Here is a 23,858-nt window from a genome sequence, read left to right as displayed (position 1 = left end):
AAAAGGAGCACAAAATGACTGCGCTGAACCTGATCCCCGGCCAACTGAGCCTGGCCCAACTGCGTGAGATCTATCACCACCCGGTCAAGCTGACCCTCGACAACAGCGCCTCGGCGCAGATCGAAGCCAGCGTCGCCTGTGTCGAGCAGATCCTCGCCGAGAATCGCACCGCGTACGGCATCAACACCGGTTTCGGTCTGCTGGCCTCGACGCGCATTGCCAGCCAAGACCTGGAAAACCTGCAGCGCTCGCTGGTGCTGTCGCACGCGGCCGGCGTCGGCCAGCCGATCAGCGATGAGCTGGTGCGCCTGGTGATGGTGCTCAAGGTCAACAGCCTCAGCCGTGGTTTCTCCGGCATCCGCCGCGTGGTGATCGACGCGTTGATTGCGCTGATCAACGCCGAGGTTTATCCGCACATTCCGTTGAAAGGTTCGGTGGGTGCGTCTGGCGACCTGGCGCCATTGGCGCACATGTCGCTGGTGCTGCTGGGTGAAGGCAAAGCGCGTTACAAGGGCGAGTGGCTGGAAGCGACTGAAGCGCTGAAAGTTGCCGGTCTGACCCCGCTGACCCTGGCCGCGAAAGAAGGTCTGGCGCTGCTCAACGGCACGCAGGTTTCCACTGCTTATGCGCTGCGTGGTCTGTTTGAAGGTGAAGACCTGTTCGCAGGCGCCATCGCACTGGGTGGTCTGACGGTCGAAGCGGTGCTCGGTTCGCGCTCGCCGTTCGACGCGCGCATCCACGCGGCTCGTGGCCAGAAAGGCCAGATCGACGCAGCGGCGGCTTATCGCGATTTGCTCGGTGAGCGCAGTGAAGTCTCCGACTCGCACCAGAACTGCGACAAGGTGCAGGACCCATACTCGCTGCGCTGCCAGCCACAAGTCATGGGCGCCTGCCTGACCCAGTTGCGTCAGGCTGCTGAGGTGCTGGCTGTTGAAGCCAACGCGGTGTCGGATAACCCGCTGGTGTTCGCTGCCGAGGGCGATGTGATTTCCGGCGGTAATTTCCACGCCGAACCGGTGGCCATGGCCGCTGACAACATGGCGCTGGCCATCGCCGAAATCGGCTCGCTGAGCGAGCGCCGCATTTCGCTGATGATGGACAAGCACATGTCGCAACTGCCGCCGTTCCTGGTGGCGAATGGCGGGGTCAATTCCGGTTTCATGATTGCCCAGGTGACTGCAGCTGCGCTGGCCAGCGAGAACAAGGCGTTGGCGCATCCGCATTCGGTCGACAGCCTGCCGACATCGGCGAATCAGGAAGACCATGTTTCGATGGCGCCGGCGGCCGGCAAGCGCTTGTGGGAAATGGCTGAAAATACCCGCGGGATTCTCGCGGTGGAATGGCTGGCAGCGGCGCAGGGGCTGGATCTGCGTGAAGGGCTGAAGACCTCGGTGAAGCTTGAGAAAGCTCGGGCGATTCTGCGTAACGAGGTGCCGTTTTACGAGAAAGACCGGTTCTTTGCGCCGGACATCAATGCGGCGACCGAGTTGTTGGCTTCGCGGTGTTTGACAGAGTTGGTTCCGGCGAAGCTATTGCCTAGCCTGTAAGAACCTACCCCCTCACCCCAACCCTCTCCCCCAGTGGGGGAGAGGGGGAAGGGAGCAGATCTTCGTGCTTTTCAAAACCTGAGATCGACTGGATATTTCAGGTCGATGTATAGCGCCAGAACACCTCGGTCAGTCCCCTCTCCCCCCGGGAGAGGGCTAGGGTGAGGGGCTTTTAGCAGGCTCCTCATCAAACAGATTCCCAACGGAGGCCCATAGTGAAAACCCTCTGGCAAAACTGCCACGTCGCAACCATGGCACATGGCGTCTACTCAATCATCGAAGACGCCGCCATCGTGACGTCAGGTGCGCACATCGAGTGGATCGGCCCACGCACGCAACTGCCATCCGGCGAATACCCGGCCGTCACCGATCTGCAAGGCGCGTGGGTTACCCCCGGTCTGATCGACTGCCATACCCACACGGTGTTTGGCGGTAACCGCAGCGGCGAATTTGAAAAGCGTCTGCAAGGCGTCAGCTATGCGGAAATCGCGGCGCAGGGCGGCGGCATTGCCAGCACCGTGCGCGCCACCCGTGAAGCGACTGAAGACGAGCTGTTCGCCAGCGCCGCCAAACGCCTGAAAAGCCTGATGCGCGACGGCGTGACCACGGTCGAAATAAAATCCGGCTACGGTCTGGATCTGGCCAACGAACGCAAGATCCTGCGCGTCATCCGGCGCCTCGCCGACGAACTGCCAATCAGCGTACGTAGCACCTGCCTCGCTGCGCACGCACTGCCGCCGGAATACGCCGATCGCGCCGACGCTTACATCGAGCACATCTGCACTGAAATGCTGCCGGCCCTCGCCGCTGAAGGTTTGGTCGATGCGGTGGATGCTTTCTGCGAGTACCTGGCGTTTTCGCCCGAGCAGGTCGAGCGCGTGTTCATCGCCGCGCAAAAACTGGGTCTGCCGGTGAAACTGCACGCCGAACAGTTGTCGTCGCTGCACGGCTCCAGCCTCGCCGCGCGCTATAAGGCGTTGTCCTCCGATCATCTGGAATTCATGGACGAAGCCGATGCCATCGCCATGGCCGCAGCCGATACCGTCGCGGTGTTGCTGCCGGGTGCGTTCTATTTCCTGCGTGAAAACCAGTTGCCGCCGATGGACGCCTTGCGCAAACACAAGGTCAAGATTGCCATCGCCAGCGACCTCAACCCCGGCACCTCGCCAGCGCTGTCGCTACGGCTGATGCTGAACATGGCGTGCACCTGTTTTCGCATGACGCCGGAAGAAGCCCTGGCTGGCGCGACCATTCATGCGGCGCAAGCGCTGGGCATGGCCGAGACCCATGGTTCGCTGGAAGTCGGCAAGGTTGCGGATTTCGTCGCCTGGCAGATCGATCGGCCGGCGGATCTGGCCTATTGGCTGGGTGGTGAACTGGACAAACGCGTCGTGCGTCACGGCGTTGAATCAAGTCTGTAGGAGAGTGGTTGTGGATAAGGTTCTGAATTTCAAACAAGGTCGCGTGCCGCTGCTGATCAGCATGCCTCACGCCGGTTTGCGTCTGACGCCGATGGTCGAGGCCGGGTTGATCGCCGATGCGAAAAGCCTGCCGGACACTGATTGGCATATTCCCCAGCTGTATGACTTCGCCGCTGAACTGGGCGCAAGTACGCTGGCCGGCGAATATTCGCGCTTTGTCATCGATCTGAACCGGCCTTCCGACGATAAGCCGATGTACGTCGGCGCGACCACCGGTCTGTACCCGGCGACGTTGTTTGACGGCATTCCTCTATTTCGCGAAGGGCTGGAGCCGTCGAAAGAAGAGCGGGCGACCTATCTGGAGCAAATCTGGACGCCCTATCACCGCACCTTGCAGCAAGAGCTGGCGCGGCTGAAGGCCGAGTTTGGCTACGCGCTGCTGTTCGACGCGCATTCGATCCGTTCGATCATCCCGCACCTGTTCGACGGCAAGCTGCCGGACTTCAACCTCGGCACTTTCAACGGCGCGAGTTGCGATCCGCAACTGGCCAAGCAGTTGGAAGCTATTTGCGCCCAACACGGCGAATACAGCCATGTGCTGAACGGGCGGTTCAAGGGCGGGCACATCACCCGCCATTACGGCAACCCGGCGGAAAATATCCACGCGGTGCAACTGGAGCTTGGCCAGTGCACGTATATGGAAGAGTTCGAACCGTTCCGCTATCGGCCTGATCTGGCGGAGCCGACCCGAGTAGTCCTCAAACAATTGCTGGAAGCCTTCCTGGCGTGGGGCAAAACCCGTCACACCGCATAACCCGTGCGGGAGACTACCTTTGTGGCGAGGGAGCTTGCTCCCGCTGGGCTGCGAAGCAGCCCCATAACATTCTGCGACGGCTGCGCCGCCGAGCGGGAGCAAGCTCCCTCGCCACAGGTTTTGATTCGATCCTGTGCATGCTCATTGAAGTAAATCGGGTTTATGATGCCGGACGGCAGAATAATACGAGTCCCCCCAGGGATGACCCGACCCCTTACGGAGCGCGCAATGCAGACTTTGTTTCCGCAGATCAAACCTCACGCACGGCACGATCTGGCCGTCGACGGCACCCATACCCTGTACGTCGACGAAAGCGGTTCACCGGAAGGCTTGCCGGTGGTGTTCATCCACGGCGGCCCCGGCGCCGGTTGTGACGCACAGAGCCGGCGCTACTTCGATCCGAACCTGTATCGCATTGTGACCTTCGACCAGCGCGGCTGCGGACGCTCCACCCCGCACGCCAGCCTGGAAAACAACACCACCTGGGATCTGGTCGCCGACCTTGAGCGCATCCGCAAACACCTGGGCATCGACAAATGGGTGCTGTTCGGCGGTTCCTGGGGGTCGACCCTGGCGCTGGCCTACGCGCAAACCCACCCGGAACGGGTACACGGCTTGATCCTGCGTGGGATCTTTCTCTGCCGTCCGCAGGAAATCGAGTGGTTCTATCAGGCCGGTGCCAGCCGTCTGTTCCCCGATTACTGGCAGGACTACATTGCGCCGATCCCGCAGGACGAGCGCGGCGATCTGCTGAGTGCTTTCCACAAACGTCTGACCGGCAACGATCAGATCGCGCAGATGCACGCAGCCAAAGCCTGGTCGACGTGGGAAGGGCGTACCGCGACCCTGCGCCCGAATCCGCTGGTGGTCGATCGTTTCTCCGAGCCGCAGCGCGCGCTGTCGATTGCGCGGATCGAATGCCATTACTTCACCAACAACGCGTTCCTTGAGCCGAATCAACTGATCCGCGATATGGGCAAGATCGCCCATCTGCCGGGCGTGATCATCCACGGCCGCTACGACGTGATCTGCCCGCTCGACAATGCCTGGGAGTTGCATCAAGCGTGGCCGAACAGCGAGCTGCAAGTGATCCGCGACGCCGGCCACGCCGCGTCTGAACCAGGCATTACCGACGCACTGGTGCGCGCGGCCGGCCAAATGGCCCAGCGCCTGCTCGATCTGCCGCCCGAAGAAGCATGAAGGGTTTGTTGCAGCGCGTGAAAGGCGCGCGGGTCGAAGTAGCAGGCGAGGTGGTTGGCGCGGTGGATCAGGGTTTGTTGGTACTGGTGGCTGTCGAACCCGACGACACGCGCGCCAGCGCCGACAAACTTCTGCATAAACTGCTTAACTATCGAGTGTTCAGTGACGCCGACGGCAAGATGAATCTGTCCTTGGCGGACGTCGATGGCGGGTTGCTGCTGGTCTCTCAGTTCACCCTGGCTGCCGACACCAAAAGCGGGTTGCGCCCGAGTTTTTCGACCGCCGCCCCTCCGGTCCTGGGCGAGGAATTATTCGACTATCTATTAACCAAAGCGAAACAGGTGCATGGCACTGTGGCATCAGGTAGATTCGGCGCGGATATGCAGGTGCACCTGGTCAACGATGGCCCGGTAACCTTCCTGTTACAGACGTGAAAGCGCTTGAAACATCTTTTTAAAGGCTTTTCGACTGAAAACAGGGTTTTTTCGCGATAAATACTTTGTTACCCCTGATGCGTTGTCATGCGGGCTACTAGATAATCGCGAGCATGGGGATCAGCGTCCGCTGTATCCGTTTTGACTTAGGTAGAGACTTGTCCGGATCCGATTGGGGAATCATTTTGCCCTGCCGGAGTCGGAACAATGCTCGCCAACCTGGCATATAGATAGCTGGCCGTTGGTTTTTTGATCTGTTTTCGGCGAGGGTTGCTCGTGATTGTTAGTCCCTGTAATGCACCAAAATTGTCTGCCAAACGCTTGCGAAGTGCTCTGGTAGCGGGCTCGGCACTCCTGTGCCTGCTCAGCGCCGGCCAGCTTTGGGCATTCAATCTCGACGATGTGTCGGTCAAGGCTAAAGAGCTGGCCGGGCAGAAATTCGAAGCCCCGCGCAGTAACCTGCCGAACGAATTCCGCGAAATGAAATTCGCGGATTATCAGAAAATTCGTTTCCGCACTGAAAAAGCCGAATGGGCTGATCAGAAAACCCCGTTCAAGCTGTCCTTCTATCACCAGGGCATGCACTTCGATACGCCGGTGAAAATCAACGAAATCACCGCGAACAACGTCGAAGAGATCAAATACGATCCGGCACGTTTCGATTTCGGCGATCTGAAATTCGATCCTAAAGCCACCGAACAACTGGGTTATGCCGGTTTCCGTGTGCTGTACCCGATCAACAAGGCTGACAAGCAAGACGAAATCATGACCATGCTCGGCGCGAGTTACTTCCGCGTCGTCGGCAAGGGTCACACTTACGGTCTGTCGGCCCGTGGCCTGGCGATCGATACCGCTTTGCCGTCCGGTGAAGAATTCCCGCGTTTCCGCGAGTTCTGGATTCAGCAGCCGAAGCCGGGTGACAAGCACCTGGTGATCTTCGCCCTGCTCGATTCGCCGCGTGCTACCGGTGCTTATCGCCTGACTCTGCGTCCGGGCAGCGACACGATTGTCGATGTCAAAGGCCAGATGTACCTGCGTGACAAGGTTGGCAAGCTTGGCATCGCGCCGCTGACCAGCATGTTCCTGTTCGGCGCCAACCAGCCGTCGAAAGTCCTCAATTATCGTCGTGAACTGCACGACTCCAGCGGTCTGTCGATCCATGCCGGCAACGGCGAGTGGATCTGGCGTCCACTGAACAATCCGAAACACCTGGCTGTCAGCCAGTTCAGCGTCGAGAACCCGCGTGGTTTCGGTCTGCTGCAACGTGGCCGCGACTTCAGCCACTACGAAGACCTCGACGATCGCTACGACAAACGTCCAAGCGCCTGGATCGAGCCGAAGGGCGATTGGGGCAAGGGCACCGTCGAGCTGGTTGAAATTCCGACCGCTGACGAAACCAACGACAACATCGTTGCGTTCTGGAACCCGGAAAAACTGCCGGAGCCAGGCCAGCCGCTGGACTTCGCCTATCGCATGCACTGGACCATCGACGAAGCAGCACTTCACGCGCCGGACAGCGCCTGGGTCGAGCAGACTCTGCGTTCCACCGGTGATGTGAAACAGTCGAACCTGATCCGTCAGCCGGATGGCAGCGTTGCCTATCTGGTGGATTTCATGGGTCCATCCCTGGCCGCACTGGCTCCGGATGCAGACGTGCGCAGCCAGGTCAGCGTCGGTGACAACGCCGAGCTGGTCGAGAACAGCGTGCGTTACAACCCTGAAACCAAGGGCTGGCGTCTGACCCTGCGGATGAAGATCAAGGATCCGAGCAAGTCCACCGAGATGCGTGCCGCACTGGCGCAAAACGTGGTGCCGGCTGATCTGGCCAAGACTTCGCTGCCAGCATCGAACTCGTCGGTGGCCAAAGCCGACAAGGTCGCCGCCAAGCAACAAGAGAAACTCGACAAGGAAGCCAAGGCAGCCGAGGCCAAACAGGCCGACGCCAAGCCAGTCGCAGATGCCAAGGACAAGGCCAACAAAGACGCCAAGCAGCCAGTCGCTGCGGACGCGGCCCCAGCCACACCGGAATCGGCGTCGACTGAAGAAGTCCTGACCGAGACCTGGAGCTATCAGTTGCCTGCCGATGAGTAATTCTCAAGTACAGCCAGAGACTCTGTCCGAGTATCTGGCGCATCTGCCGATGACCGACGAGCAGCGCGCGGAACTCGCGGGCTGCCAGTCGTTCAGCGAGCTGCATGAACGCCTGTCGTCGAAAACCTTCGACGCTCCTGCCGAGGCCGCCCAGGCTTCGGTGGGCAAGCGCCTGACGCTAAGCACAGCCGAAGAACTGCAAGATGCGGAAATGCTCGTGCTCGACGCCAGCGGCCGCGTTTGCCTCAAGGCTACGCCGCCGATTCGTCGGACAAAAGTCGTGCCGGAGCCATGGCGCACCAACATTCTGGTGCGTGGCTGGCGTCGCCTGACCGGCCGCACCAACCCGCCACAGCCGCCGAAGGACGAAAACGTCTTGCCAGCGGCTCGCTGGCGTACGGTCGGTTCGATCCGCCGCTACATTTTGCTGGTACTGATGCTCGGCCAGACCATCGTCGCTGGCTGGTACATGAAAGGCATCATGCCGTATCAGGGCTGGTCGTTCGTTGATCTCGACGAAGTCCTGCACCAACCGCTGCTGCAAACCGTCACGCAAGTGCTGCCGTATGCGCTGCAAACCAGCATTCTGATTCTGTTCGGGATTCTGTTCTGCTGGGTGTCGGCCGGTTTCTGGACCGCGCTGATGGGCTTCCTCGAGTTGCTCACCGGTCACGACAAGTACCGCATCTCGGGCAAAAGCGCCGGCAACGAGCCGATTGCCAAAGACGCGCGTACCGCACTGGTCATGCCGATCTGCAACGAAGACGTGCCGCGCGTGTTCGCCGGTCTGCGTGCGACGTTCGAGTCGGTCGCCGCCACGGGGGATCTGGATCGCTTCGACTTCTTCGTCCTCAGCGACAGTAACGACAGCGACATCTGCGTTGCCGAGCAACAAGCCTGGCTGGACGTCTGCCGCGAAGCCAAGGGTTTCGGCAAGATCTTCTATCGTCGCCGCCGTCGCCGTGTAAAACGCAAGAGCGGTAACCTCGACGACTTCTGCCGTCGCTGGGGTGGTGACTACAAGTACATGGTCGTGCTCGACGCTGACTCGGTGATGAGCGGTGAGTGCTTGACCAGTCTGGTGCGCTTGATGGAAGCCACGCCGGACGCCGGGATCATCCAGACCGCGCCACGTGCGTCGGGCATGGACACCCTGTATGCGCGCATGCAGCAGTTTGCCACTCGAGTGTACGGCCCGCTGTTTACCGCCGGTCTGCACTTCTGGCAACTGGGTGAATCCCATTACTGGGGTCACAACGCGATCATCCGCATGAAGCCGTTCATCGAGCACTGCGCTTTGGCGCCGTTGCCGGGTAAAGGCGCTTTCGCCGGGGCGATTCTGTCCCACGACTTCGTTGAAGCCGCGCTGATGCGTCGTGCCGGTTGGGGCGTGTGGATTGCCTACGACTTGCCGGGCAGCTACGAAGAGCTGCCGCCGAACCTGCTCGACGAACTCAAGCGCGACCGTCGCTGGTGCCACGGCAACCTGATGAACTTCCGGCTGTTCCTGGTCAAAGGCATGCACCCGGTGCACCGCGCGGTGTTCCTGACCGGCGTGATGTCGTACCTGTCGGCGCCGCTGTGGTTCTTCTTCCTCGTGTTGTCGACCGCGCTGCTGGCGGTGAACACGCTGATGGAGCCGCAGTACTTCCTCGAACCACGTCAGCTCTATCCGCTGTGGCCACAATGGCACCCGGACAAAGCGATTGCGCTGTTCTCGACGACCATCGTGCTGCTGTTCCTGCCGAAACTGTTGAGCATCATCCTGATCTGGGCCAAGGGCGCGAAAGAGTTCGGTGGCAAGTTCAAGGTGACCCTGTCGATGCTGCTGGAGATGTTGTTCTCCATGCTGCTGGCGCCGGTGCGCATGATCTTCCACACCCGTTTCGTACTGGCCGCGTTCCTCGGCTGGGCCGCGACCTGGAACTCGCCACAACGTGACGACGACTCCACGCCGTGGAGCGAAGCGGTCAAACGCCACGGTCCACAGACACTGCTGGGTTTCTTCTGGGCGCTGCTGGTGATCTGGCTGAACCCGAGCTTCCTGTGGTGGCTGGTGCCGATCGTCGGCTCGCTGATGCTGTCGATTCCGGTGTCGGTGATTTCCAGCCGTGTTGGTCTGGGCCTGAAGTCGCGTGACGAGAGCCTGTTCCTCATTCCCGAGGAATACAATCCGCCACAGGCGCTGCTGGCGACCGATCAGTACACCCACGAAAACCGCTGGCATGCACTCAACGACGGCTTCGTCCGCGCGGTGGTCGATCCACAGCAGAACGCCTTGGCGTGCTCGCTGGCGACCTCGCGTCATGGTCAGGCTGAACCGATCGAGTGGCTGCGCCAAGAGCGCGTACGTCACGCGATCAAGGTGGGCCCGGCAGGGTTGAACAACCATGATCGTCTGCAACTGCTGAGCGATCCGGTGGCTCTGGCGCGCTTGCACGAAATCGTCTGGAGCGAAGGCCATGCCGAGTGGCTGGACGCGTGGCGGGCTTCGGTGAAAGCCGATCCGCATGCGCCGTTGCTACCGCTGCGGCCGTTAAGCTTCGAAGCTCAACCAGCCTGATAAAAAACCCCGCGAAAGCGGGGTTTTTTTTCGCCTTGCGAATGCAGGCATAGCAATGCGACGGAGCAAAAAAACTTGTGCAAACGAACGAGTGCGTTAGCATCCGTCCCCGAATTGGCGCGCCCGGGCTTTTTGGCCCATCTCCGTCGGCTTTCGCGCCGCAAACGCAATGGTTTTGGGGACTTGAAGATGAAGAAGTATCTGTCGATGCTGCTGGTCGGCGTCACGGCACTGGTTGCAGTCAATGCGGCACAGGCCGGCGCAATCGATGATGCGGTCAAGCGCGGTACGTTGAAAGTCGGCATGGATCCGACCTACATGCCGTTCGAGATGACCAACAAGCGTGGTGAGATCATCGGTTTCGAAGTCGACATCCTCAAAGCCATGTCCAAAGCCATGGGCGTCAAGCTGGAGCTGGTCTCCACCGGTTACGACGGGATCATCCCGGCCCTGCTGACCGACAAGTTCGACATGATCGGCAGCGGCATGACCCTGACCCAGGAACGCAACCTGCGCCTGAACTTCAGCGAACCGTTCATCGTCGTCGGCCAGACCCTGCTGATCCGCAAGGAACTGGAAGGCACCATCAAGTCCTACAAAGACCTGAATACCGCCGACTATCGCATCACCTCCAAGCTCGGCACCACGGGTGAGATGGTCGCCAAGAAGCTGATCTCCAAAGCCAAGTACCACGGCTACGATAACGAGCAGGAAGCGGTGCTCGACGTGGTCAACGGCAAGGCTGACGCCTTCATCTACGACGCACCGTACAACGTTGTGGCGGTGAACAAGGTCGGGGCCGGCAAACTGGTATTCCTCGACAAACCGTTCACCTACGAACCGCTGGCCTTCGGTCTGAAGAAGGGCGATTACGACAGCCTCAACTTCATCAATAACTTCCTGCACCAGATCCACGAAGACGGCACCTACGATCGCATCCATGACAAGTGGTTCAAGAGCACCGAGTGGCTCAAGGACATGGAATAACTCGGTCGCATAGACCGAGTCGCCCCAATCGCTGGCAAGCCAGCTCCCACAGGGATTTAGGTGAACACAAATTTTGTGTCCGGCACTAGACCTGTGGGAGCTGGCTTGCCAGCGATGGCGGCCTCCCAGGCGACACAGAATTCGGAACCTGCAAACCCAATGAAACAGAAAAAAGCCCAATGGCCCTGGCATGTGCTGACCGTGCTGGTGCTGATCGGCCTGGCCGGCGCGCTGTATTACGCCACGTCGCTGATGTCCTACGAATGGCGCTGGAACCGTGTGCCGCAGTACTTCGCCTATCAGGCCGAGGAAACCCAGCGCGCCAGTGACATTTCCACTGTCAGCCAACTGGTGCGCAAGGGCGGCATTGCTGAAGTCACCCTGCGCAACGACGCCGGTGACGAGCAACACCTGACCGTCGACGAGAACAGCCTGGCATTCGCTCAGGGCGATGATGTCGCTGAAGGCGACGTCGTGGGTGTTACCCGGCATTGGGCCGCAGGACCGCTGTTGTGGGGGCTGTGGACGACGTTGTGGCTGTCGGTGGTGTCCGGGGTGCTCGGGCTGCTGATCGGTCTGGCTACCGGGCTGTGTCGATTGTCGAGCAACCCGCCCCTGCGCGACCTATCGACGATCTACGTCGAACTGGTGCGCGGCACGCCGTTGCTGGTGCAGATCTTCATCTTTTACTTCTTCATCGGCACGGTGATGAACCTGTCCCGCGAGTTCGCAGGCGTCGCCGCATTGGCGCTGTTCACTGGCGCCTACGTGGCCGAGATCATCCGTTCCGGCGTGCAGTCGATCGCCCGTGGCCAGAACGAAGCTGCGCGTTCGTTGGGCCTTAGCTCGGGGCAGTCGATGCGCCACGTGGTGTTGCCGCAAGCGCTCAAGCGCGTGCTGCCGCCGCTGGCCGGGCAGTTCATCAGTCTGGTCAAGGACACGTCGCTGGTGTCGGTGATCGCCATCACCGAGCTGCTGAAAAGCGGCCGTGAAGTCATCACCACCTCGTTTTCGCCGTTCGAGATTCTGTTCTGCGTTGCCGGCCTGTACCTGTTGATCAACCTGCCGCTGTCGAAAATCGCCAGCCGGCTTGAGCGGAGGCTCGCGCAAAGTGATTGAAGTCCGCGATCTGGTAAAAGTCTTCGACACTCGCGGCCAAGTCGTCCGTGCGGTGGATAACGTCAGCACCCAGGTGGCCAAGGGTGAAGTGCTGGTGGTGATCGGCCCGTCGGGTTCCGGCAAGTCGACCTTCCTGCGCTGCCTGAATGGTCTGGAGGAATTCGATTCCGGCTCGGTGAGCATCGACGGTCTGCAGCTGGCCGACCCGAAAACCGACGTCAACGCCTATCGCCGTGAAGTCGGCATGGTGTTCCAGCATTTCAATCTGTTCCCGCACATGACCGTGCTGGAAAACCTCTGCCTGGCGCAGAAAGTCGTGCGCAAGCGCGGCCAGAAGGAAAGCGAAGCCAAGGCCTTGGCATTGCTGGAGAAGGTCGGCATTGCGCAGAAGGCTCGCGAGTATCCGTCACGGCTTTCCGGTGGTCAGCAGCAGCGTGTGGCGATTGCCCGGGCGTTGGCGATGGACCCGAAAGTCATGCTGTTCGATGAGCCGACCTCGGCGCTCGACCCGGAAATGGTCGGCGAAGTGCTGGACGTGATGAAGAACCTGGCCGTGGAGGGCATGACCATGGTCTGCGTGACCCACGAGATGGGCTTCGCGCGGGAAGTGGCGGATCGGGTGTTGTTCTTCGATCACGGAAAATTGCTGGAAGATGCTGCTCCGGCGGAGTTCTTCGATGCGCCGAAGGATCCGCGCGCGCAGGCCTTTCTGCGCCAAGTCCTGTAACTGCGGCGCTCTTTCGGACGCCATCGCTGGCAAGCCAGCTCCCACAGGATTTTCCGTCGTTCACAAATGTGTGTACAACCGAAAACCCTGTGGGAGCTGGCTTGCCAGCGATAGCATCACCTCGGTCCCAAGCGAACCGAGGTGGCTGAATCACCTCAAACCTTGAACCGGCCCACCAGCGTCTGCAGATGCGTACCGAGTCGCGCCAGCTCAACGCTGGACGCCGCCGTCTCTTCACTCGCCGCTGACGTCTGATCCGACACATCGCGCACGTTCAGGATGCTGCGGTTGATCTCTTCCGCGACCGCGCTCTGCTGTTCAGCCGCCGCCGCGATCTGCTGGTTCATCGCCTGAATCGCCGAAACGGTGCGCGTGATGTTGTCCAGCGAGCCACCGGCCCGACGCGTCAGCTCCACGCTGCTCTGGGTCAGCGTGCGGCTGTTGTCCATGATCGTCGCCACTTGCTGGGTGCCGTTCTGCAAACCGACAATCAGCTCTTCAATCTCTTCAGTCGACTTCTGCGTACGCTGCGCGAGGCTACGCACTTCATCTGCAACCACGGCAAAACCACGTCCGGCCTCGCCTGCGCGGGCGGCTTCGATGGCGGCGTTGAGCGCCAGCAGGTTGGTTTGCTGGGCCACGGACTTGATCACGTCGAGGACGCTGCCGATCTTGTCGCTTTCGCGCTTGAGTTCGCCCATGGCCTCGGTGGAGTGGCCGACTTCGGTCGCCAGACGTTCGATCTGCGCGATGGCCTCACCGACCACCTTGTCGCCCTCACGTGCCTGCTGATCAGCCGCGACCGCTGCTTCCGAAGCTTCCTCGGCGTTGCGCGCGACTTCCTGCACGGTGGCGGCCATTTCATTCATGGCGGTGGCGACCTGATCGGTCTCGATTTTCTGGTTGTTGACCCCGGCGCTGGTCTGTTCGGTCACCGCTGAGAGTTCTTCGGCAGCGCTGGCTATCTGCGTTACGCCGTCGCTGATGCCGCCGATCAACTCGCGCAGGCCTTGGGTCATGCTCTGCATCGAGCGTTGCAATTGGCCGAGTTCGTCGCGGCGCAGGGACACCAGGTTGTGCGTCAGGTCGCCAGCCGCCACGCGTTCGGCGACTTTCAGGGTCTGGGTCAGCGGAATAATGATCTGCCGGGTGATCGCCCAAGCGGCGAGCAAACCAAACGCAAGGGCCAACACGGTGGCGATCAGCAGCATGTTCTTGGCGTGAGCCGCGTCAGTGTCGCGCACGATGGTTTGCGAGGCGGTGAGCTTCTTGCTGACGTCGATCAGGATGTCGCCCTGTGCCGCCATGCGTGCGAGAGCCTTGGCATTGATCACTTGCGAGTCGCGGAACTGGCCGACCGCCCCACGGTAGGCTTTGAGCGAATCGGCCGCCTGTTGCAGGTTGGCGATGTGTTGCTCGGGCAGTTTGGCCGGCAGGCTTTCGAGATTGTTCAGCGCGTTGGCGATGGCATCGAGCGCCGGTTGCTCGGCTTCGGCCTTGCCGCTGTAGGTGTAGCCGCGCACCTGATAGCGCGCTTGCTGCAACAGCTTGCTCAGTTCGATCACGCTGTTGAATTGCGCAACGCTCTCACCCTGCAGCAGGGACTTCTCGACTTCACTCACTCTGGCCACGGCGTTATCAGCGCTGGCGCCGAGCTTGCTGCGCGCATCTTCACGCTGCACGGTGGCCTGAGTCATGTCGGCGAAGGCGCGTTTGTATTCTGCGACCGCTGCCAGTTGTTGATCGACCATCGCCACATCGGCTGGTTGCTCGATCATGTTGCGCGCGTTTTGCAAGCCGCTGTCGAGTTTGCCGAGCAGGTCGTTGACCGCGCCGGGGCCTTGTTCGCCACGGCGCGCGTCGTAGTCGACACGGGCCAGACGCAGGTCCTTGGTCAGCTCATTCAGGCTCGAGATGAAACCGAGCTTGTCGCCGCGGCTGATGATGCCGCTCATGCCGGTCCAGCCGGTGAAGGTGATCAACAGCGTCAACAGCAGCACCAGGCCGAAACCGATGCCCAGCTTGCGTTTGACGCTGACGTTTCCAAGACTTTCGGCTAACCAACGGTACATGCGACCACTCCCCTCGGACCACTAATTGGACTTATGGGGACTGTATCGGCTGAGTGATGGCAATCTAAAGGCGCCGTCGGTCATTTGTGGCGAGTTTAGAACAGGCGCGCGAGCAGGGCGGTGACGGCGGTTTCGACGCGCAGGATGCGCTCACCGAGTTGCACCGGTTGCAGGCCGGACTTGCCCAGCAGGTCGATTTCGTAAGGAATCCAGCCACCCTCGGGGCCGATGGCCAGGGTTACTGGTTCGCTGAGGGCGCGCGGGCAGGGCGGGAAATTACCGGGATGGCCGACCAGCCCCAGCGTGCCTTCGCTGATCGCGGGCAGGCGATCTTCGACAAACGGCTTGAAGCGTTTCTCGATGACGATTTCCGGCAGCACGGTATCGCGGGCCTGTTCGAGGCCGAGGATCAGTTGTTCGCGGATTGCCTCGGGTTCAAGAAACGGCGTCTGCCAGAAGCTCTTTTCGACGCGGTAGCTGTTGACCAGAATCACCCGTGGCACACCCATGGTCGCCACGGTCTGGAACACGCGTCGCAGCATCTTCGGGCGGGGCAGGGCCAATACCAGCGTCAACGGCAGCTTGGCCGGCGGAGGTTGATCAAGGGTGACGCGCAGTTCCGCTTCGCCGGGTTCAAGACGCAGCAGTTCGGCGGTTCCCATCAAGCCGCCAATGCGCCCGACCCGCAGGCTGTCGCCGACTTCCGAGCGATGCACTTCCTGCATATGCGTCAGACGGCGGTCACGCAACACGACGCGGTCGGCCGCGATGAAATCGGCTTCTTCGAGCAACAGCAGGTTCATGCCTGGGTCGCTGGCGGCTGGTCGTTGTGATCGTCGGCAGGCGTTTCTTCCGGGCGTTCGCGCTTGCTGATCAGACCACCGAAAATGATGCCGATTTCAAACAGCATCCACATCGGCACGGCCAGCAGGGTCTGCGAGAAGATGTCCGGCGGTGTCAGGATCATGCCGACCACGAAGCAGCCGATGATCACGTACGGGCGGATCTTCTTCAGGTAAACGACATCGACCACACCGATCCACACCAGCAGCACCACGGCCACCGGAATCTCGAACGCCACGCCGAACGCGAAGAACAGCGTCATGACGAAGTCGAGATAGCTGGCGATGTCCGTCATCATCTCCACGCCGGCCGGGGTGGCAGCGGCGAAAAACTTGAAGATCAGCGGGAACACGAAGTAATAGGCGAAGGCCATGCCGGTGTAGAACAGCAGAATGCTCGAAACCAGCAGCGGCACCGCGATGCGTTTCTCATGCTTGTACAGGCCCGGCGCGATGAAGCCCCAGATCTGATGCAGGATCACCGGGATCGCCAGGAACAGCGAAACCATCATCGTCAGCTTCAGCGGCGTCAGGAACGGCGACGACACGTCGGTGGCGATCATCGTCGCGCCGACCGGCAGGTACTGGCGCAGCGGCGTCGAGACGAAGGTGTAGATCTGCTGGGTGAAGGCGAACAACCCGGCGAAGATGATGAAGATCGCCGCGACGCAACGCAGCAGGCGGGTGCGCAACTCGGTGAGGTGCGATACCAGCGGCATATGCTGGTCGTTTTCGGGGAGATCGCTCATGGGGCTCGCGGCGGCAGTGTTGGGTCGTGAGGGGCCGGCGCTGTTGGCGCGGCGGCTGGAGCAATGTGTTCAACAGTCGTTGGCGCAACCGCGGGTGCAGGTTCGGTAGCCGCCACAACCGGGGCAGGCGCATGAATCGTCTGCCCGCCCACGTGTTCAACCGGCGTCGGCTCTTGCTGAACCGGCTGGAAGATCTTCCGCGCCTCTTGCTCCAGCGACAGAATGTGCTCGTTGTGCAGTTGCCGGCGAATTTCGTCGGCACCGATCTCACGTTCAACTTCCTGTTTGATCGCGTTGAAGCTGCGCTTCAGCCGTCCGACCCACAGGCCAGCGGTGCGCGCAGCACCCGGCAGACGCTCGGGGCCCAACACCAGCAGGGCCACGAGGCCGACGAGCAGCAGTTCAGAGAAGCTGATACCAAACATTAGTCAGTGCTCACACGTCTTTGCGGATCGGCTCTTCGACTTTCTGCGCCTGCACGTCGATGGTGTGCGGCGGGTTGGCCTGTGCCGTGGCTTGCGGCTGTACCGGTGGCACTGGCTGCGTAGGCGTGACGGTCGGATCGGCGGCCGGTTTTTCGTCATCGTTCATGGCTTTGCGAAAGCCCTTGATCGACTCGCCGACATCAGTGCCGAGGTTTTTCAGTTTCTTGGTGCCGAACACCAGCACCACGACAACCAGAATGACGACCCAGTGTTTCCAGTCAAAAATACCCATGTGGCTGTTCCTCTCTAAAAGTTGTTCAGGCGGACGGACGCGAAGCTTTCTCGACGTGTCCGGACAGGCCGAAGCGGCGATCCAGTTCATCCAGCACAGCCTGCGGATGCTGCCCCAGTTGGGCGAGCATGATCATGCTGTGAAACCACAAATCGGCGGTCTCGTAGATCACGTCGCTGCAGTCGCCGCTGATCGCGGCGTCCTTGGCGGCAATAATGGTTTCGACCGACTCTTCGCCGACTTTCTCCAGAATCTTGTTCAGACCCTTGTGATACAGGCTGGCGACGTACGAACTGTCAGCGGCCGCGCCCTTGCGCTCCTCAAGTACCTGAGCGAGGCGAGTCAGGGTGTCACTCATGTTTGTGTCCTGCGGAGTAAATGGCGTGCGGGTCTTTGAGTACCGGGTCAACTGTTTTCCAATCGCCGTTTTCGAAGACACGGTAGAAGCAGCTTTGACGGCCGGTATGGCAAGCGATGTCGCCAATCTGTTCGATCATCAGGATGATCACGTCGGCGTCACAGTCCAGACGCATTTCATGCAGGGTCTGAACGTGGCCGGACTCTTCGCCCTTGCGCCACAGCTTGCCACGCGAACGTGACCAATAGATGGCACGGTTTTCTGCCGCGGTCAGCTCGAGGGCTTCGCGGTTCATCCAGGCCATCATCAGCACGCGTCCGGTCTTGTGATCCTGGGCAATCGCCGGCACCAGGCCATCAGCGTCCCACTTGATCTCGTCCAGCCAGTTTTTCATCTTCGACTCCGACAGCGAGCCCCACACTTGAATTAGTCGGGCTCAGGGCGTTGAAACAGTGTGCCAGCCGATCACCGAACTGGCTATCGGCGAACGACCAGATACAAGCCGACTGCCACCATGATGCCCGCCGGCCAATGCCCCAATTCATGCATCGGGCCACCTGCCGCGAGGATCGTACCGCCGGCCAGATGAGCGCTGCCGAGCAGTCTCAGGAACCAGTCGTCCTTGCGTTTGTGCCACGGCGGCGGTGGGTCTTTGGCGTGCGGTTGCGACATGCGCTCGAGCAGATCGCGGGCCATGTTCGACAGATGCGGAATCTGCTCGAGCTGGCTTTGCACATTGCCCAGCAAGGCTTTCGGGCTGACACGCTCGCGCATCCAGCGTTCGAGGAACGGTTGCGCGGTGTTCCACAAATCCAGATCCGGATACAGCTGACGGCCCAGACCTTCGATGTTCAGCAGGGTTTTTTGCAGCAGTACCAGTTGCGGCTGCACTTCCATGTTGAAGCGGCGCGCGGTCTGGAACAGGCGCATCAGCACCTGGCCAAATGAAATATCTTTTAACGGTTTTTCGAAGATCGGTTCGCAGACGGTGCGGATCGCCGCTTCGAATTCGTTGAGTTTGGTTTCCGCCGGCACCCAGCCCGAATCGATGTGCAATTGCGCCACACGCCGGTAGTCACGCTTGAAGAAGGCAAACAGGTTGCGCGCCAGGTAATCCTGGTCTTCCGGGGTCAGGCTGCCAACAATGCCGCAGTCGATCGCGATGTACTGCGGGCTCCACGGGTTGACGGTGCTGACGAAGATGTTGCCCGGGTGCATATCGGCGTGGAAAAAGCTGTCACGGAACACTTGAGTGAAGAAAATCTCCACACCGCGTTCAGCGAGCATTTTCATGTCGGTGCGCTGGTCGGCGAGGGTCGCCAGATCCGTCACCTGAATCCCGTAGATACGCTCCATCACCAGCACTTTCGGCCGGCACCAGTCCCAATAGACTTGCGGCACGTAAAGCAGCGGCGAACCTTCGAAGTTGCGCTTCAACTGGCTGGCATTGGCCGCCTCGCGCAGCAGATCGAGTTCGTCGTAGATGGTTTTTTCGTAATCCTGAACCACGTCCACCGGATGCAGCAGGCGCGCGTCGGCCGAGACCTTTTCGGCGGCGCGGGCGAGGATGAACAGCCACGCCAGATCCTGCGCGATGATCGGTTTCAGGCCCGGGCGGATCACCTTGACCACCACTTCTTCGCCGGTTTTCAGCTGCGCGGCATGCACCTGCGCCACCGAGGCCGAGGCCAGCGGTTCGACGTCGAAACGCGTGAACACTTCGCTGATCTTCTTGCCGAGCTGGGCTTCGATCAGCTTGATCGACACCTGCGAATCGAACGGCGGCACGCGGTCCTGCAACAGCATCAGCTCATCGGCGATGTCTTCCGGCAACAGGTCGCGACGGGTCGAAAGAATCTGCCCGAACTTGATGAAGATCGGCCCAAGATCCTGCAGTGCCAGCCGCAGACGCGCACCGCGACTGAGTTCCAGCGGCTTGCGCGGGAACCAGCGCCACGGCAGCGCATAGCGCAGCGCGAGCAGGAACCACGGCAGTGGCAGGTCGAACAGCAAGTCATCGAGGCGGTAGCGGATCACGACGGACTGGATGCGCAGCAGACGGCGGACGGCGAGCAGCTTCATGCGTTATCGCTTGGGTCGAGGGATCGGGAAAGGCGCTCGAAGCGCGCCTCGAGACGTTCCAGATCAAGTTTGATCCGGTCCAGTTCGCTGAAGCGCGCTTCGGCTTCGCGCTGCCCGACAAGGGTGCGCGATTCTTCGGCGAGGTATTCGGCGAGGTTCTGGTTGAGGCTGGCAAATCCTTGCTGATACCAGCGCGCGCGGCTGCGCAGGTGGCCACCGATCAGTTGCGTGGCGACCGGGCCCAGCCAGCGCGAGAGTTCGTACTCCCAGTCCAGCTCGAGGTCTTGCAGCACGCCGGCCAGTTCCAGCAGCACGCCGCTGTCGCCGTCGAGCTCGACTTCCGGCGCGTGCAGCACTGCCGTTTTGTCTTTGCTCAGCGCCAGTTTCAGCAGGCTGGAGGCCGGGGCGCGCAGGGTGCAGTCGACACCGGTTTCCCAGTGCGAAGCCAGCATCAGACCTTCATCGCTCGGCAAAATGAACAGTTGCAGCGCCGGGCTGCGGCAGTCCACGGCAATCACTTTGCCGGTCAGATGCGCCAGACGCGGCAGCGCCGTGCTGTCGAGACGCAGCACCCGGTTCAGGCCGAGTTCAACGCTGGCGAGCAGCCCGGTCAGCAACATCAGGGCTTGATGCCACGGTGCAGGGCGACGATGCCGGCAGTCATGTTGTGATAGGTCACGCGGTCGAAACCGGCCTCGACCATCATCGACTTCAGGGTTTCCTGATTCGGGTGCATGCGGATCGATTCGGCCAGATAGCGATAGCTTTCCGAGTCGTTGGTGATCAGCTTGCCCATCAGCGGCATGAACGCGAACGAGTAAGCGTCGTAGGCCTTGGACATCAGCGCGTTGGTCGGCTTGGAGAACTCCAGCACCAGCAGACGGCCGCCGGGTTTGAGCACGCGCAGCATCGAGCGCAGCGCGTCTTCTTTGTGCGTCACGTTGCGCAGGCCGAAGGCGATGGTCACGCAGTCGAAATGATTGTCCGGGAACGGCAGTTTTTCTGCGTCGGCCTGGACGAATTCGACGTTGCCCGCCACACCGAGATCCAGCAGGCGGTCACGACCGACCTTGAGCATGGATTCGTTGATGTCGGCCAAAACGACCTGACCGGTCGGGCCAACCAGATGCGAAAACTTTTTGGTCAGGTCGCCGGTGCCGCCAGCGATGTCCAGCACGCGGTTACCGCTGCGCACGCCCGACAGTTCGATCGCGAAACGCTTCCACAAACGGTGCATGCCGCCCGACAGAAGGTCGTTCATCAAGTCGTATTTAGAGGCTACGGAGTGGAACACCTCAGCGACTTTTTCCGCTTTCTGGCTTTCCGGAACGTTTTTGAAGCCGAAGTGAGTGGTGGGTTCGGCATCGCTGCCTTTGCGCTGATCAGTCATATCGCTGTCACCAAAAGAGAATGCGCGACATTCTAATCCCCAAGCCATGCTTTGTCTTGGAATGGCGAAAGGTAAGATAGGCAACCTTCGGGACGATTTGCCGCAGCGGCGGTCAAGATTTACTGTCACCTATTGATCAATCAGGAGTCATTCAATGGCCAAAATCACTGTTGAGCGTGCCCACACCCTGGGCAAGGAAGCCGCCCGCGAGAAGGCCGACAAACTGGCCCAAAAGCTTAATGAACAATACGGCCTGGAGCCGCAATGGGCCGGCGACGTGTTGAACCTTAAACGTTCGGGCGTGAAAGGCGCGGTGCATGTGGGCGACGATTCGATCCGCGTGGATGTCGAGTTGGGGCTGATGATGTCGGCCATGAGCGGCATGATCAAAGCGGAAATCGAAAAGGCTTTGGACAAAGCGTTGGTGTGACAGCACCCGCGCTTTATGTCAGTTGTTAGGGTGCCGTTTCTAATTTTTAAACCTACTTTGTGCCTGAGCCCGACACTTATCCGGGCAGTTCCTCAACCCTTCTGCGCGTGAGGTGGACCATGGCTAAAGTAATTTTGAAGAAAAAAATCGACGCTTCGACAACTGCTCTGAGCGACGTCAAATCCTATGCCCGCAAGATCTGGCTGGCAGGCCTGGGTGCCTACACCAAGGTCGGCCAAGAGGGTAGCGAGTACTTTCAAGAGTTGATCAAGGCTGGTCAAACTGTTGAAAAGCAAGGCAAAAAAGTCGTCACCGAAAAACTCGAAGCGGCCAACGCCGAGATCGATGAAGCCAAAAGTGAAGTCAGCTCTTTCAAAGGCCGGGTCGAAGTTCAGCTCGACAAGGTCGAGAAGGTCTTCGACACGCGTGTGGCCAGTGCCTTGAATCGCATCGGCATTCCGTCTAAACATGACGTTGAGACACTCTCTGCTAAGCTCGATGAGCTGACGGCATTGCTCGAACGCGTCGCGCGTAAATCTTAAGGAGAACGGGATGGCTGGTAAAAAGAACACCGATAAAGAAGGCAGCTCGTGGATCGGGAAGGTCGAAGACTACTCCCGCAAGATCTGGCTGGCTGGTTTAGGCGTGTACTCGAAGATCGACACTGACGGCAGCAAGCTCTTCGATACATTGGTCAAAGACGGCGAGAAAGCCGAGAAGCTCACCAAGAACGCAGTCGGCAAAAAAGTCGATGCGGCCAAGGACTCTGCTTCTTCCGCCAAGTCGCGCATCAGCGGCGTGAAAGATCGCGCACTGGGCAAGTGGGACGAGCTCGAAGGGGCTTTCGACAAGCGTCTGAACAGCGCGATTTCGCGTCTCGGCGTGCCGAGCCGCAATGAAGTGAAAGCGCTGCACAGCAAGGTCGAAACACTGACCAAGCAGATTGAAAAACTGACTGGCGAGAAGGCTCGTCCGGTTGCGGCTAAAACTGCTGCGGCGAAACCTGCTGCCAAGCCGTTAGCCAAAGCTGCCGCCAAACCGGTTGCCAAAGCTAAAGCTGCGGTCAAATCGGTGGCGAAAACTGTTGCGGCCAAACCTGCTGCAAAAGCTGCAGCCAAACCGGTTGCAGCTGCCAAGGCCGTTGCCAAGTCGGCAGCCAAGCCTGCGGCAAAACCGGCAGCCAAGCCAGCAGCGAAAACCGCTGCCGCCAAACCTGCTGCTCCGAAGAAACCCGCAGTGAAAAAACCGGCCACGCCGAAAGCCGCTGCGCCGAAACCGGCAGCGCCAGCCGCCAAGCCAGCAACACCGGCAGCCCCGGTGAGCGCGTCGAACTCCGTCGCGGCTCCAGCTCCGGCGGCTACATCGACTGCAGCATCGACACCGTCGACGCCAACCAGTCAGTCCTGATTTTTTCGGGGCTTCAACAAAACGCCCGGCCTGTGAAGGTCGGGCGTTTTTGTTTTTTCGGTTTACAGGCTTACCCTCACCCCAGCCCTCTCCCGGAGGGAGAGGGGGCCGACCGAGCAGTCTTGCGCTATACATCGACCTGAGAAATCGAGTCGATTATGGATTCGGTGTAGCATTTTCAGGTCGATGCAGATCTGAACCATCCCACGGTCAGTCCCCTCTCCCTCCGGGAGAGGGCTAGGGTGAGGGGCTTTTCGGCTTACTCATGATCCTCTAGATACCGCAAAGCCAACCGCTCCGTAGCCACCTTCACCGGCGGCAACAAATGCGGCGCCACCAGCATCATGATCTGATAAACCACCAACCGAACCTCACCCTCACGATCGAGAATCCGCTGATAATCCAGCGAAAACAGCAGCGTCATGGTGATCTGCTCCACCAGTTGCCCCAACGCCTGCGTATCACTCACCAACTGCCCAGCTGCCTTCAACCGCGCCAGCAATGAAGCCAGCGTGCGCTTGAGCGAGTTGAGCAGGTTGCGAATGCCCTTCGCCAGTTTCGGCAAACGCCCGGCGAGGTTCGACAGGTCCTGAAACAGAAAGCGGTACTGCGCCAGTCGCTCGACGATCAAATGCAGAAACAGCCAATAATCCTCCGGCGCCAATTCAACATCGGCCGGCGGATCAAGCAACGGCGCCAGCTCATTCTGAAAGCGTTCGAACAGCCCGAGAATCAGCGGCTCCTTGCCATGAAAGTGGTAATACAGATTGCCGGGGCTGATCCCCATTTCATTGGCCACTTCCATCGTGGAGACATTCGGCTCGCCCTTTTCATTGAATAACTGCAGGGCGCATTCGAGGATCCGTTCGCTTGTTTTCATCCAGTCTTCTTAAAAAAGGTGGGGCGGA

At 60.2% G+C, this 23,858-nt stretch carries 24 protein-coding genes; 13 read left to right on the top strand and 11 right to left on the bottom strand.

The window, feature by feature from the left end; all coding sequences use genetic code 11:
- Positions 1 to 14 precede the first annotated feature (14 nt).
- From hutH to ACP7BN_RS03935, 10 genes are all read left to right on the top strand, one after another.
- A complete protein-coding gene (gene hutH / locus ACP7BN_RS03980; protein WP_426201806.1) occupies positions 15 to 1,547 on the top strand; it encodes a histidine ammonia-lyase in 1,533 nt (510 codons plus the stop codon).
- 215 nt (positions 1,548 to 1,762) lie between these two features.
- On the top strand, positions 1,763 to 2,968 hold the full coding sequence (gene hutI, locus ACP7BN_RS03975) for an imidazolonepropionase (RefSeq protein ID WP_426201804.1): 1,206 nt from the start codon (positions 1,763 to 1,765) through the stop codon (positions 2,966 to 2,968).
- A gap of 10 nt (positions 2,969 to 2,978) precedes the next feature.
- Entirely contained in the window at positions 2,979 to 3,782 is an 804-nt protein-coding gene (gene hutG, locus ACP7BN_RS03970; protein ID WP_426201802.1) for an N-formylglutamate deformylase, read from the top strand.
- A 228-nt stretch (positions 3,783 to 4,010) separates the two neighbouring features.
- A complete protein-coding gene (gene pip / locus ACP7BN_RS03965) occupies positions 4,011 to 4,982 on the top strand; it encodes a prolyl aminopeptidase (RefSeq protein WP_420646868.1) in 972 nt (323 codons plus the stop codon).
- A complete protein-coding gene (gene dtd, locus ACP7BN_RS03960) occupies positions 4,979 to 5,416 on the top strand; it encodes a D-aminoacyl-tRNA deacylase (protein WP_420646869.1) in 438 nt (145 codons plus the stop codon). The genes pip and dtd overlap by 4 nt, the downstream gene beginning before the upstream one ends.
- 276 nt (positions 5,417 to 5,692) lie before the next feature.
- Positions 5,693 to 7,507, top strand: a complete 1,815-nt coding sequence (locus ACP7BN_RS03955) for a glucan biosynthesis protein G (protein WP_426201800.1) — start codon at positions 5,693 to 5,695, stop codon at positions 7,505 to 7,507.
- Positions 7,500 to 10,070 (top strand): glucans biosynthesis glucosyltransferase MdoH, encoded by a 2,571-nt coding sequence (gene mdoH / locus ACP7BN_RS03950; protein ID WP_426201798.1) that lies wholly within the window; start codon positions 7,500 to 7,502, stop codon positions 10,068 to 10,070. Before ACP7BN_RS03955 ends, mdoH begins: the two co-directional genes overlap by 8 nt.
- Before the next feature lie 189 nt (positions 10,071 to 10,259).
- Entirely contained in the window at positions 10,260 to 11,057 is a 798-nt protein-coding gene (locus ACP7BN_RS03945; RefSeq protein WP_426201796.1) for a transporter substrate-binding domain-containing protein, read from the top strand.
- A gap of 159 nt (positions 11,058 to 11,216) precedes the next feature.
- The gene (locus tag ACP7BN_RS03940) at positions 11,217 to 12,176 is read left to right on the top strand and encodes an amino acid ABC transporter permease (RefSeq protein ID WP_426201795.1); all 960 of its coding nucleotides are present in this window, start codon (positions 11,217 to 11,219) and stop codon (positions 12,174 to 12,176) included.
- A complete protein-coding gene (locus ACP7BN_RS03935; protein WP_426201793.1) occupies positions 12,169 to 12,903 on the top strand; it encodes an amino acid ABC transporter ATP-binding protein in 735 nt (244 codons plus the stop codon). Before ACP7BN_RS03940 ends, ACP7BN_RS03935 begins: the two co-directional genes overlap by 8 nt.
- 155 nt (positions 12,904 to 13,058) lie before the next feature.
- On the opposite strand, the gene ACP7BN_RS03930 is transcribed toward ACP7BN_RS03935, so the two are convergent.
- The 10 genes from ACP7BN_RS03930 to ubiE all read right to left on the bottom strand — a co-directional run bounded on the left by ACP7BN_RS03930 (position 13,059) and on the right by ubiE (position 21,113).
- Entirely contained in the window at positions 13,059 to 14,975 is a 1,917-nt protein-coding gene (locus ACP7BN_RS03930) for a methyl-accepting chemotaxis protein (RefSeq protein ID WP_426201791.1), read from the bottom strand.
- A 95-nt stretch (positions 14,976 to 15,070) separates the two neighbouring features.
- Positions 15,071 to 15,778, bottom strand: coding sequence for a 16S rRNA (uracil(1498)-N(3))-methyltransferase (locus tag ACP7BN_RS03925; RefSeq protein ID WP_426201789.1), 708 nt, complete (start codon positions 15,776 to 15,778; stop codon positions 15,071 to 15,073).
- Entirely contained in the window at positions 15,775 to 16,566 is a 792-nt protein-coding gene (gene tatC / locus ACP7BN_RS03920) for a twin-arginine translocase subunit TatC (protein WP_426201787.1), read from the bottom strand. Before tatC ends, ACP7BN_RS03925 begins: the two co-directional genes overlap by 4 nt.
- Complete coding sequence (tatB, locus tag ACP7BN_RS03915; protein WP_426201786.1) at positions 16,563 to 16,991, bottom strand: Sec-independent protein translocase protein TatB; 429 nt, start codon at positions 16,989 to 16,991, stop codon at positions 16,563 to 16,565. The genes tatC and tatB overlap by 4 nt, the downstream gene beginning before the upstream one ends.
- Before the next feature lie 10 nt (positions 16,992 to 17,001).
- Entirely contained in the window at positions 17,002 to 17,283 is a 282-nt protein-coding gene (locus ACP7BN_RS03910) for a twin-arginine translocase TatA/TatE family subunit (RefSeq protein ID WP_426201784.1), read from the bottom strand.
- A gap of 25 nt (positions 17,284 to 17,308) precedes the next feature.
- Entirely contained in the window at positions 17,309 to 17,641 is a 333-nt protein-coding gene (locus ACP7BN_RS03905; protein ID WP_420646879.1) for a phosphoribosyl-ATP diphosphatase, read from the bottom strand.
- On the bottom strand, positions 17,634 to 18,035 hold the full coding sequence (gene hisI, locus ACP7BN_RS03900) for a phosphoribosyl-AMP cyclohydrolase (RefSeq protein ID WP_426201781.1): 402 nt from the start codon (positions 18,033 to 18,035) through the stop codon (positions 17,634 to 17,636). The genes ACP7BN_RS03905 and hisI overlap by 8 nt, the downstream gene beginning before the upstream one ends.
- A gap of 83 nt (positions 18,036 to 18,118) precedes the next feature.
- Positions 18,119 to 19,723 carry a ubiquinone biosynthesis regulatory protein kinase UbiB gene (ubiB, locus tag ACP7BN_RS03895; RefSeq protein ID WP_420646880.1) on the bottom strand — a complete coding sequence of 535 codons (1,605 nt, stop codon included), beginning with the start codon at positions 19,721 to 19,723 and terminating at the stop codon, positions 18,119 to 18,121.
- Positions 19,720 to 20,343, bottom strand: coding sequence for a ubiquinone biosynthesis accessory factor UbiJ (locus ACP7BN_RS03890; protein WP_426201779.1), 624 nt, complete (start codon positions 20,341 to 20,343; stop codon positions 19,720 to 19,722). The genes ubiB and ACP7BN_RS03890 overlap by 4 nt, the downstream gene beginning before the upstream one ends.
- Positions 20,343 to 21,113, bottom strand: coding sequence for a bifunctional demethylmenaquinone methyltransferase/2-methoxy-6-polyprenyl-1,4-benzoquinol methylase UbiE (gene ubiE / locus ACP7BN_RS03885; protein ID WP_426201777.1), 771 nt, complete (start codon positions 21,111 to 21,113; stop codon positions 20,343 to 20,345). The genes ACP7BN_RS03890 and ubiE overlap by 1 nt, the downstream gene beginning before the upstream one ends.
- A gap of 154 nt (positions 21,114 to 21,267) precedes the next feature.
- Here ubiE and ACP7BN_RS03880 point away from each other — a divergent pair, with 154 nt between their 5' ends.
- The 3 genes from ACP7BN_RS03880 (at position 21,268) to ACP7BN_RS03870 (ending at position 22,950) form a co-directional block, all read left to right on the top strand.
- Positions 21,268 to 21,543 (top strand): polyhydroxyalkanoic acid system family protein, encoded by a 276-nt coding sequence (locus ACP7BN_RS03880; protein WP_420646881.1) that lies wholly within the window; start codon positions 21,268 to 21,270, stop codon positions 21,541 to 21,543.
- A 119-nt stretch (positions 21,544 to 21,662) separates the two neighbouring features.
- Positions 21,663 to 22,085: a phasin family protein gene (locus ACP7BN_RS03875; protein ID WP_426201775.1), complete on the top strand. Its 423-nt coding sequence runs from the start codon at positions 21,663 to 21,665 to the stop codon at positions 22,083 to 22,085.
- A gap of 10 nt (positions 22,086 to 22,095) precedes the next feature.
- Positions 22,096 to 22,950: a phasin family protein gene (locus tag ACP7BN_RS03870; protein ID WP_426201773.1), complete on the top strand. Its 855-nt coding sequence runs from the start codon at positions 22,096 to 22,098 to the stop codon at positions 22,948 to 22,950.
- Between the two features lie 259 nt (positions 22,951 to 23,209).
- On the opposite strand, the gene ACP7BN_RS03865 is transcribed toward ACP7BN_RS03870, so the two are convergent.
- Positions 23,210 to 23,830: a TetR/AcrR family transcriptional regulator gene (locus ACP7BN_RS03865; RefSeq protein WP_426201772.1), complete on the bottom strand. Its 621-nt coding sequence runs from the start codon at positions 23,828 to 23,830 to the stop codon at positions 23,210 to 23,212.
- Between the last annotated feature and the right edge of the window lie 28 nt (positions 23,831 to 23,858).

Source organism: Pseudomonas sp. TWP3-1 (assembly GCF_049896625.1).
In the GTDB taxonomy this organism is placed as follows: Bacteria; Pseudomonadota; Gammaproteobacteria; order Pseudomonadales; family Pseudomonadaceae; genus Aquipseudomonas.
Note: the sequence above shows the minus strand (reverse complement) of the source record. Positions and strands in the feature narration are given on the sequence as shown.

Coding starts and splice junctions, on each gene's coding strand:
- ACP7BN_RS03925 (WP_426201789.1), bottom strand. CDS start 15,778: ATGAACCTGCTGTTGCTCGAAGAAGCCGATTTCATCGCGGCCGACCGC.
- ACP7BN_RS03930 (WP_426201791.1), bottom strand. CDS start 14,975: ATGTACCGTTGGTTAGCCGAAAGTCTTGGAAACGTCAGCGTCAAACGC.
- ACP7BN_RS03865 (WP_426201772.1), bottom strand. CDS start 23,830: ATGAAAACAAGCGAACGGATCCTCGAATGCGCCCTGCAGTTATTCAAT.
- hutH (WP_426201806.1), top strand. CDS start 15: ATGACTGCGCTGAACCTGATCCCCGGCCAACTGAGCCTGGCCCAACTG.
- ACP7BN_RS03870 (WP_426201773.1), top strand. CDS start 22,096: ATGGCTGGTAAAAAGAACACCGATAAAGAAGGCAGCTCGTGGATCGGG.
- ACP7BN_RS03910 (WP_426201784.1), bottom strand. CDS start 17,283: ATGGGTATTTTTGACTGGAAACACTGGGTCGTCATTCTGGTTGTCGTG.
- hisI (WP_426201781.1), bottom strand. CDS start 18,035: ATGAAAAACTGGCTGGACGAGATCAAGTGGGACGCTGATGGCCTGGTG.
- tatB (WP_426201786.1), bottom strand. CDS start 16,991: ATGTTTGGTATCAGCTTCTCTGAACTGCTGCTCGTCGGCCTCGTGGCC.
- mdoH (WP_426201798.1), top strand. CDS start 7,500: ATGAGTAATTCTCAAGTACAGCCAGAGACTCTGTCCGAGTATCTGGCG.
- ACP7BN_RS03905 (WP_420646879.1), bottom strand. CDS start 17,641: ATGAGTGACACCCTGACTCGCCTCGCTCAGGTACTTGAGGAGCGCAAG.
- ACP7BN_RS03940 (WP_426201795.1), top strand. CDS start 11,217: ATGAAACAGAAAAAAGCCCAATGGCCCTGGCATGTGCTGACCGTGCTG.
- ubiB (WP_420646880.1), bottom strand. CDS start 19,723: ATGAAGCTGCTCGCCGTCCGCCGTCTGCTGCGCATCCAGTCCGTCGTG.
- ACP7BN_RS03945 (WP_426201796.1), top strand. CDS start 10,260: ATGAAGAAGTATCTGTCGATGCTGCTGGTCGGCGTCACGGCACTGGTT.
- tatC (WP_426201787.1), bottom strand. CDS start 16,566: ATGAGCGATCTCCCCGAAAACGACCAGCATATGCCGCTGGTATCGCAC.
- ubiE (WP_426201777.1), bottom strand. CDS start 21,113: ATGACTGATCAGCGCAAAGGCAGCGATGCCGAACCCACCACTCACTTC.
- dtd (WP_420646869.1), top strand. CDS start 4,979: ATGAAGGGTTTGTTGCAGCGCGTGAAAGGCGCGCGGGTCGAAGTAGCA.
- ACP7BN_RS03880 (WP_420646881.1), top strand. CDS start 21,268: ATGGCCAAAATCACTGTTGAGCGTGCCCACACCCTGGGCAAGGAAGCC.
- ACP7BN_RS03890 (WP_426201779.1), bottom strand. CDS start 20,343: ATGTTGCTGACCGGGCTGCTCGCCAGCGTTGAACTCGGCCTGAACCGG.
- ACP7BN_RS03875 (WP_426201775.1), top strand. CDS start 21,663: ATGGCTAAAGTAATTTTGAAGAAAAAAATCGACGCTTCGACAACTGCT.
- pip (WP_420646868.1), top strand. CDS start 4,011: ATGCAGACTTTGTTTCCGCAGATCAAACCTCACGCACGGCACGATCTG.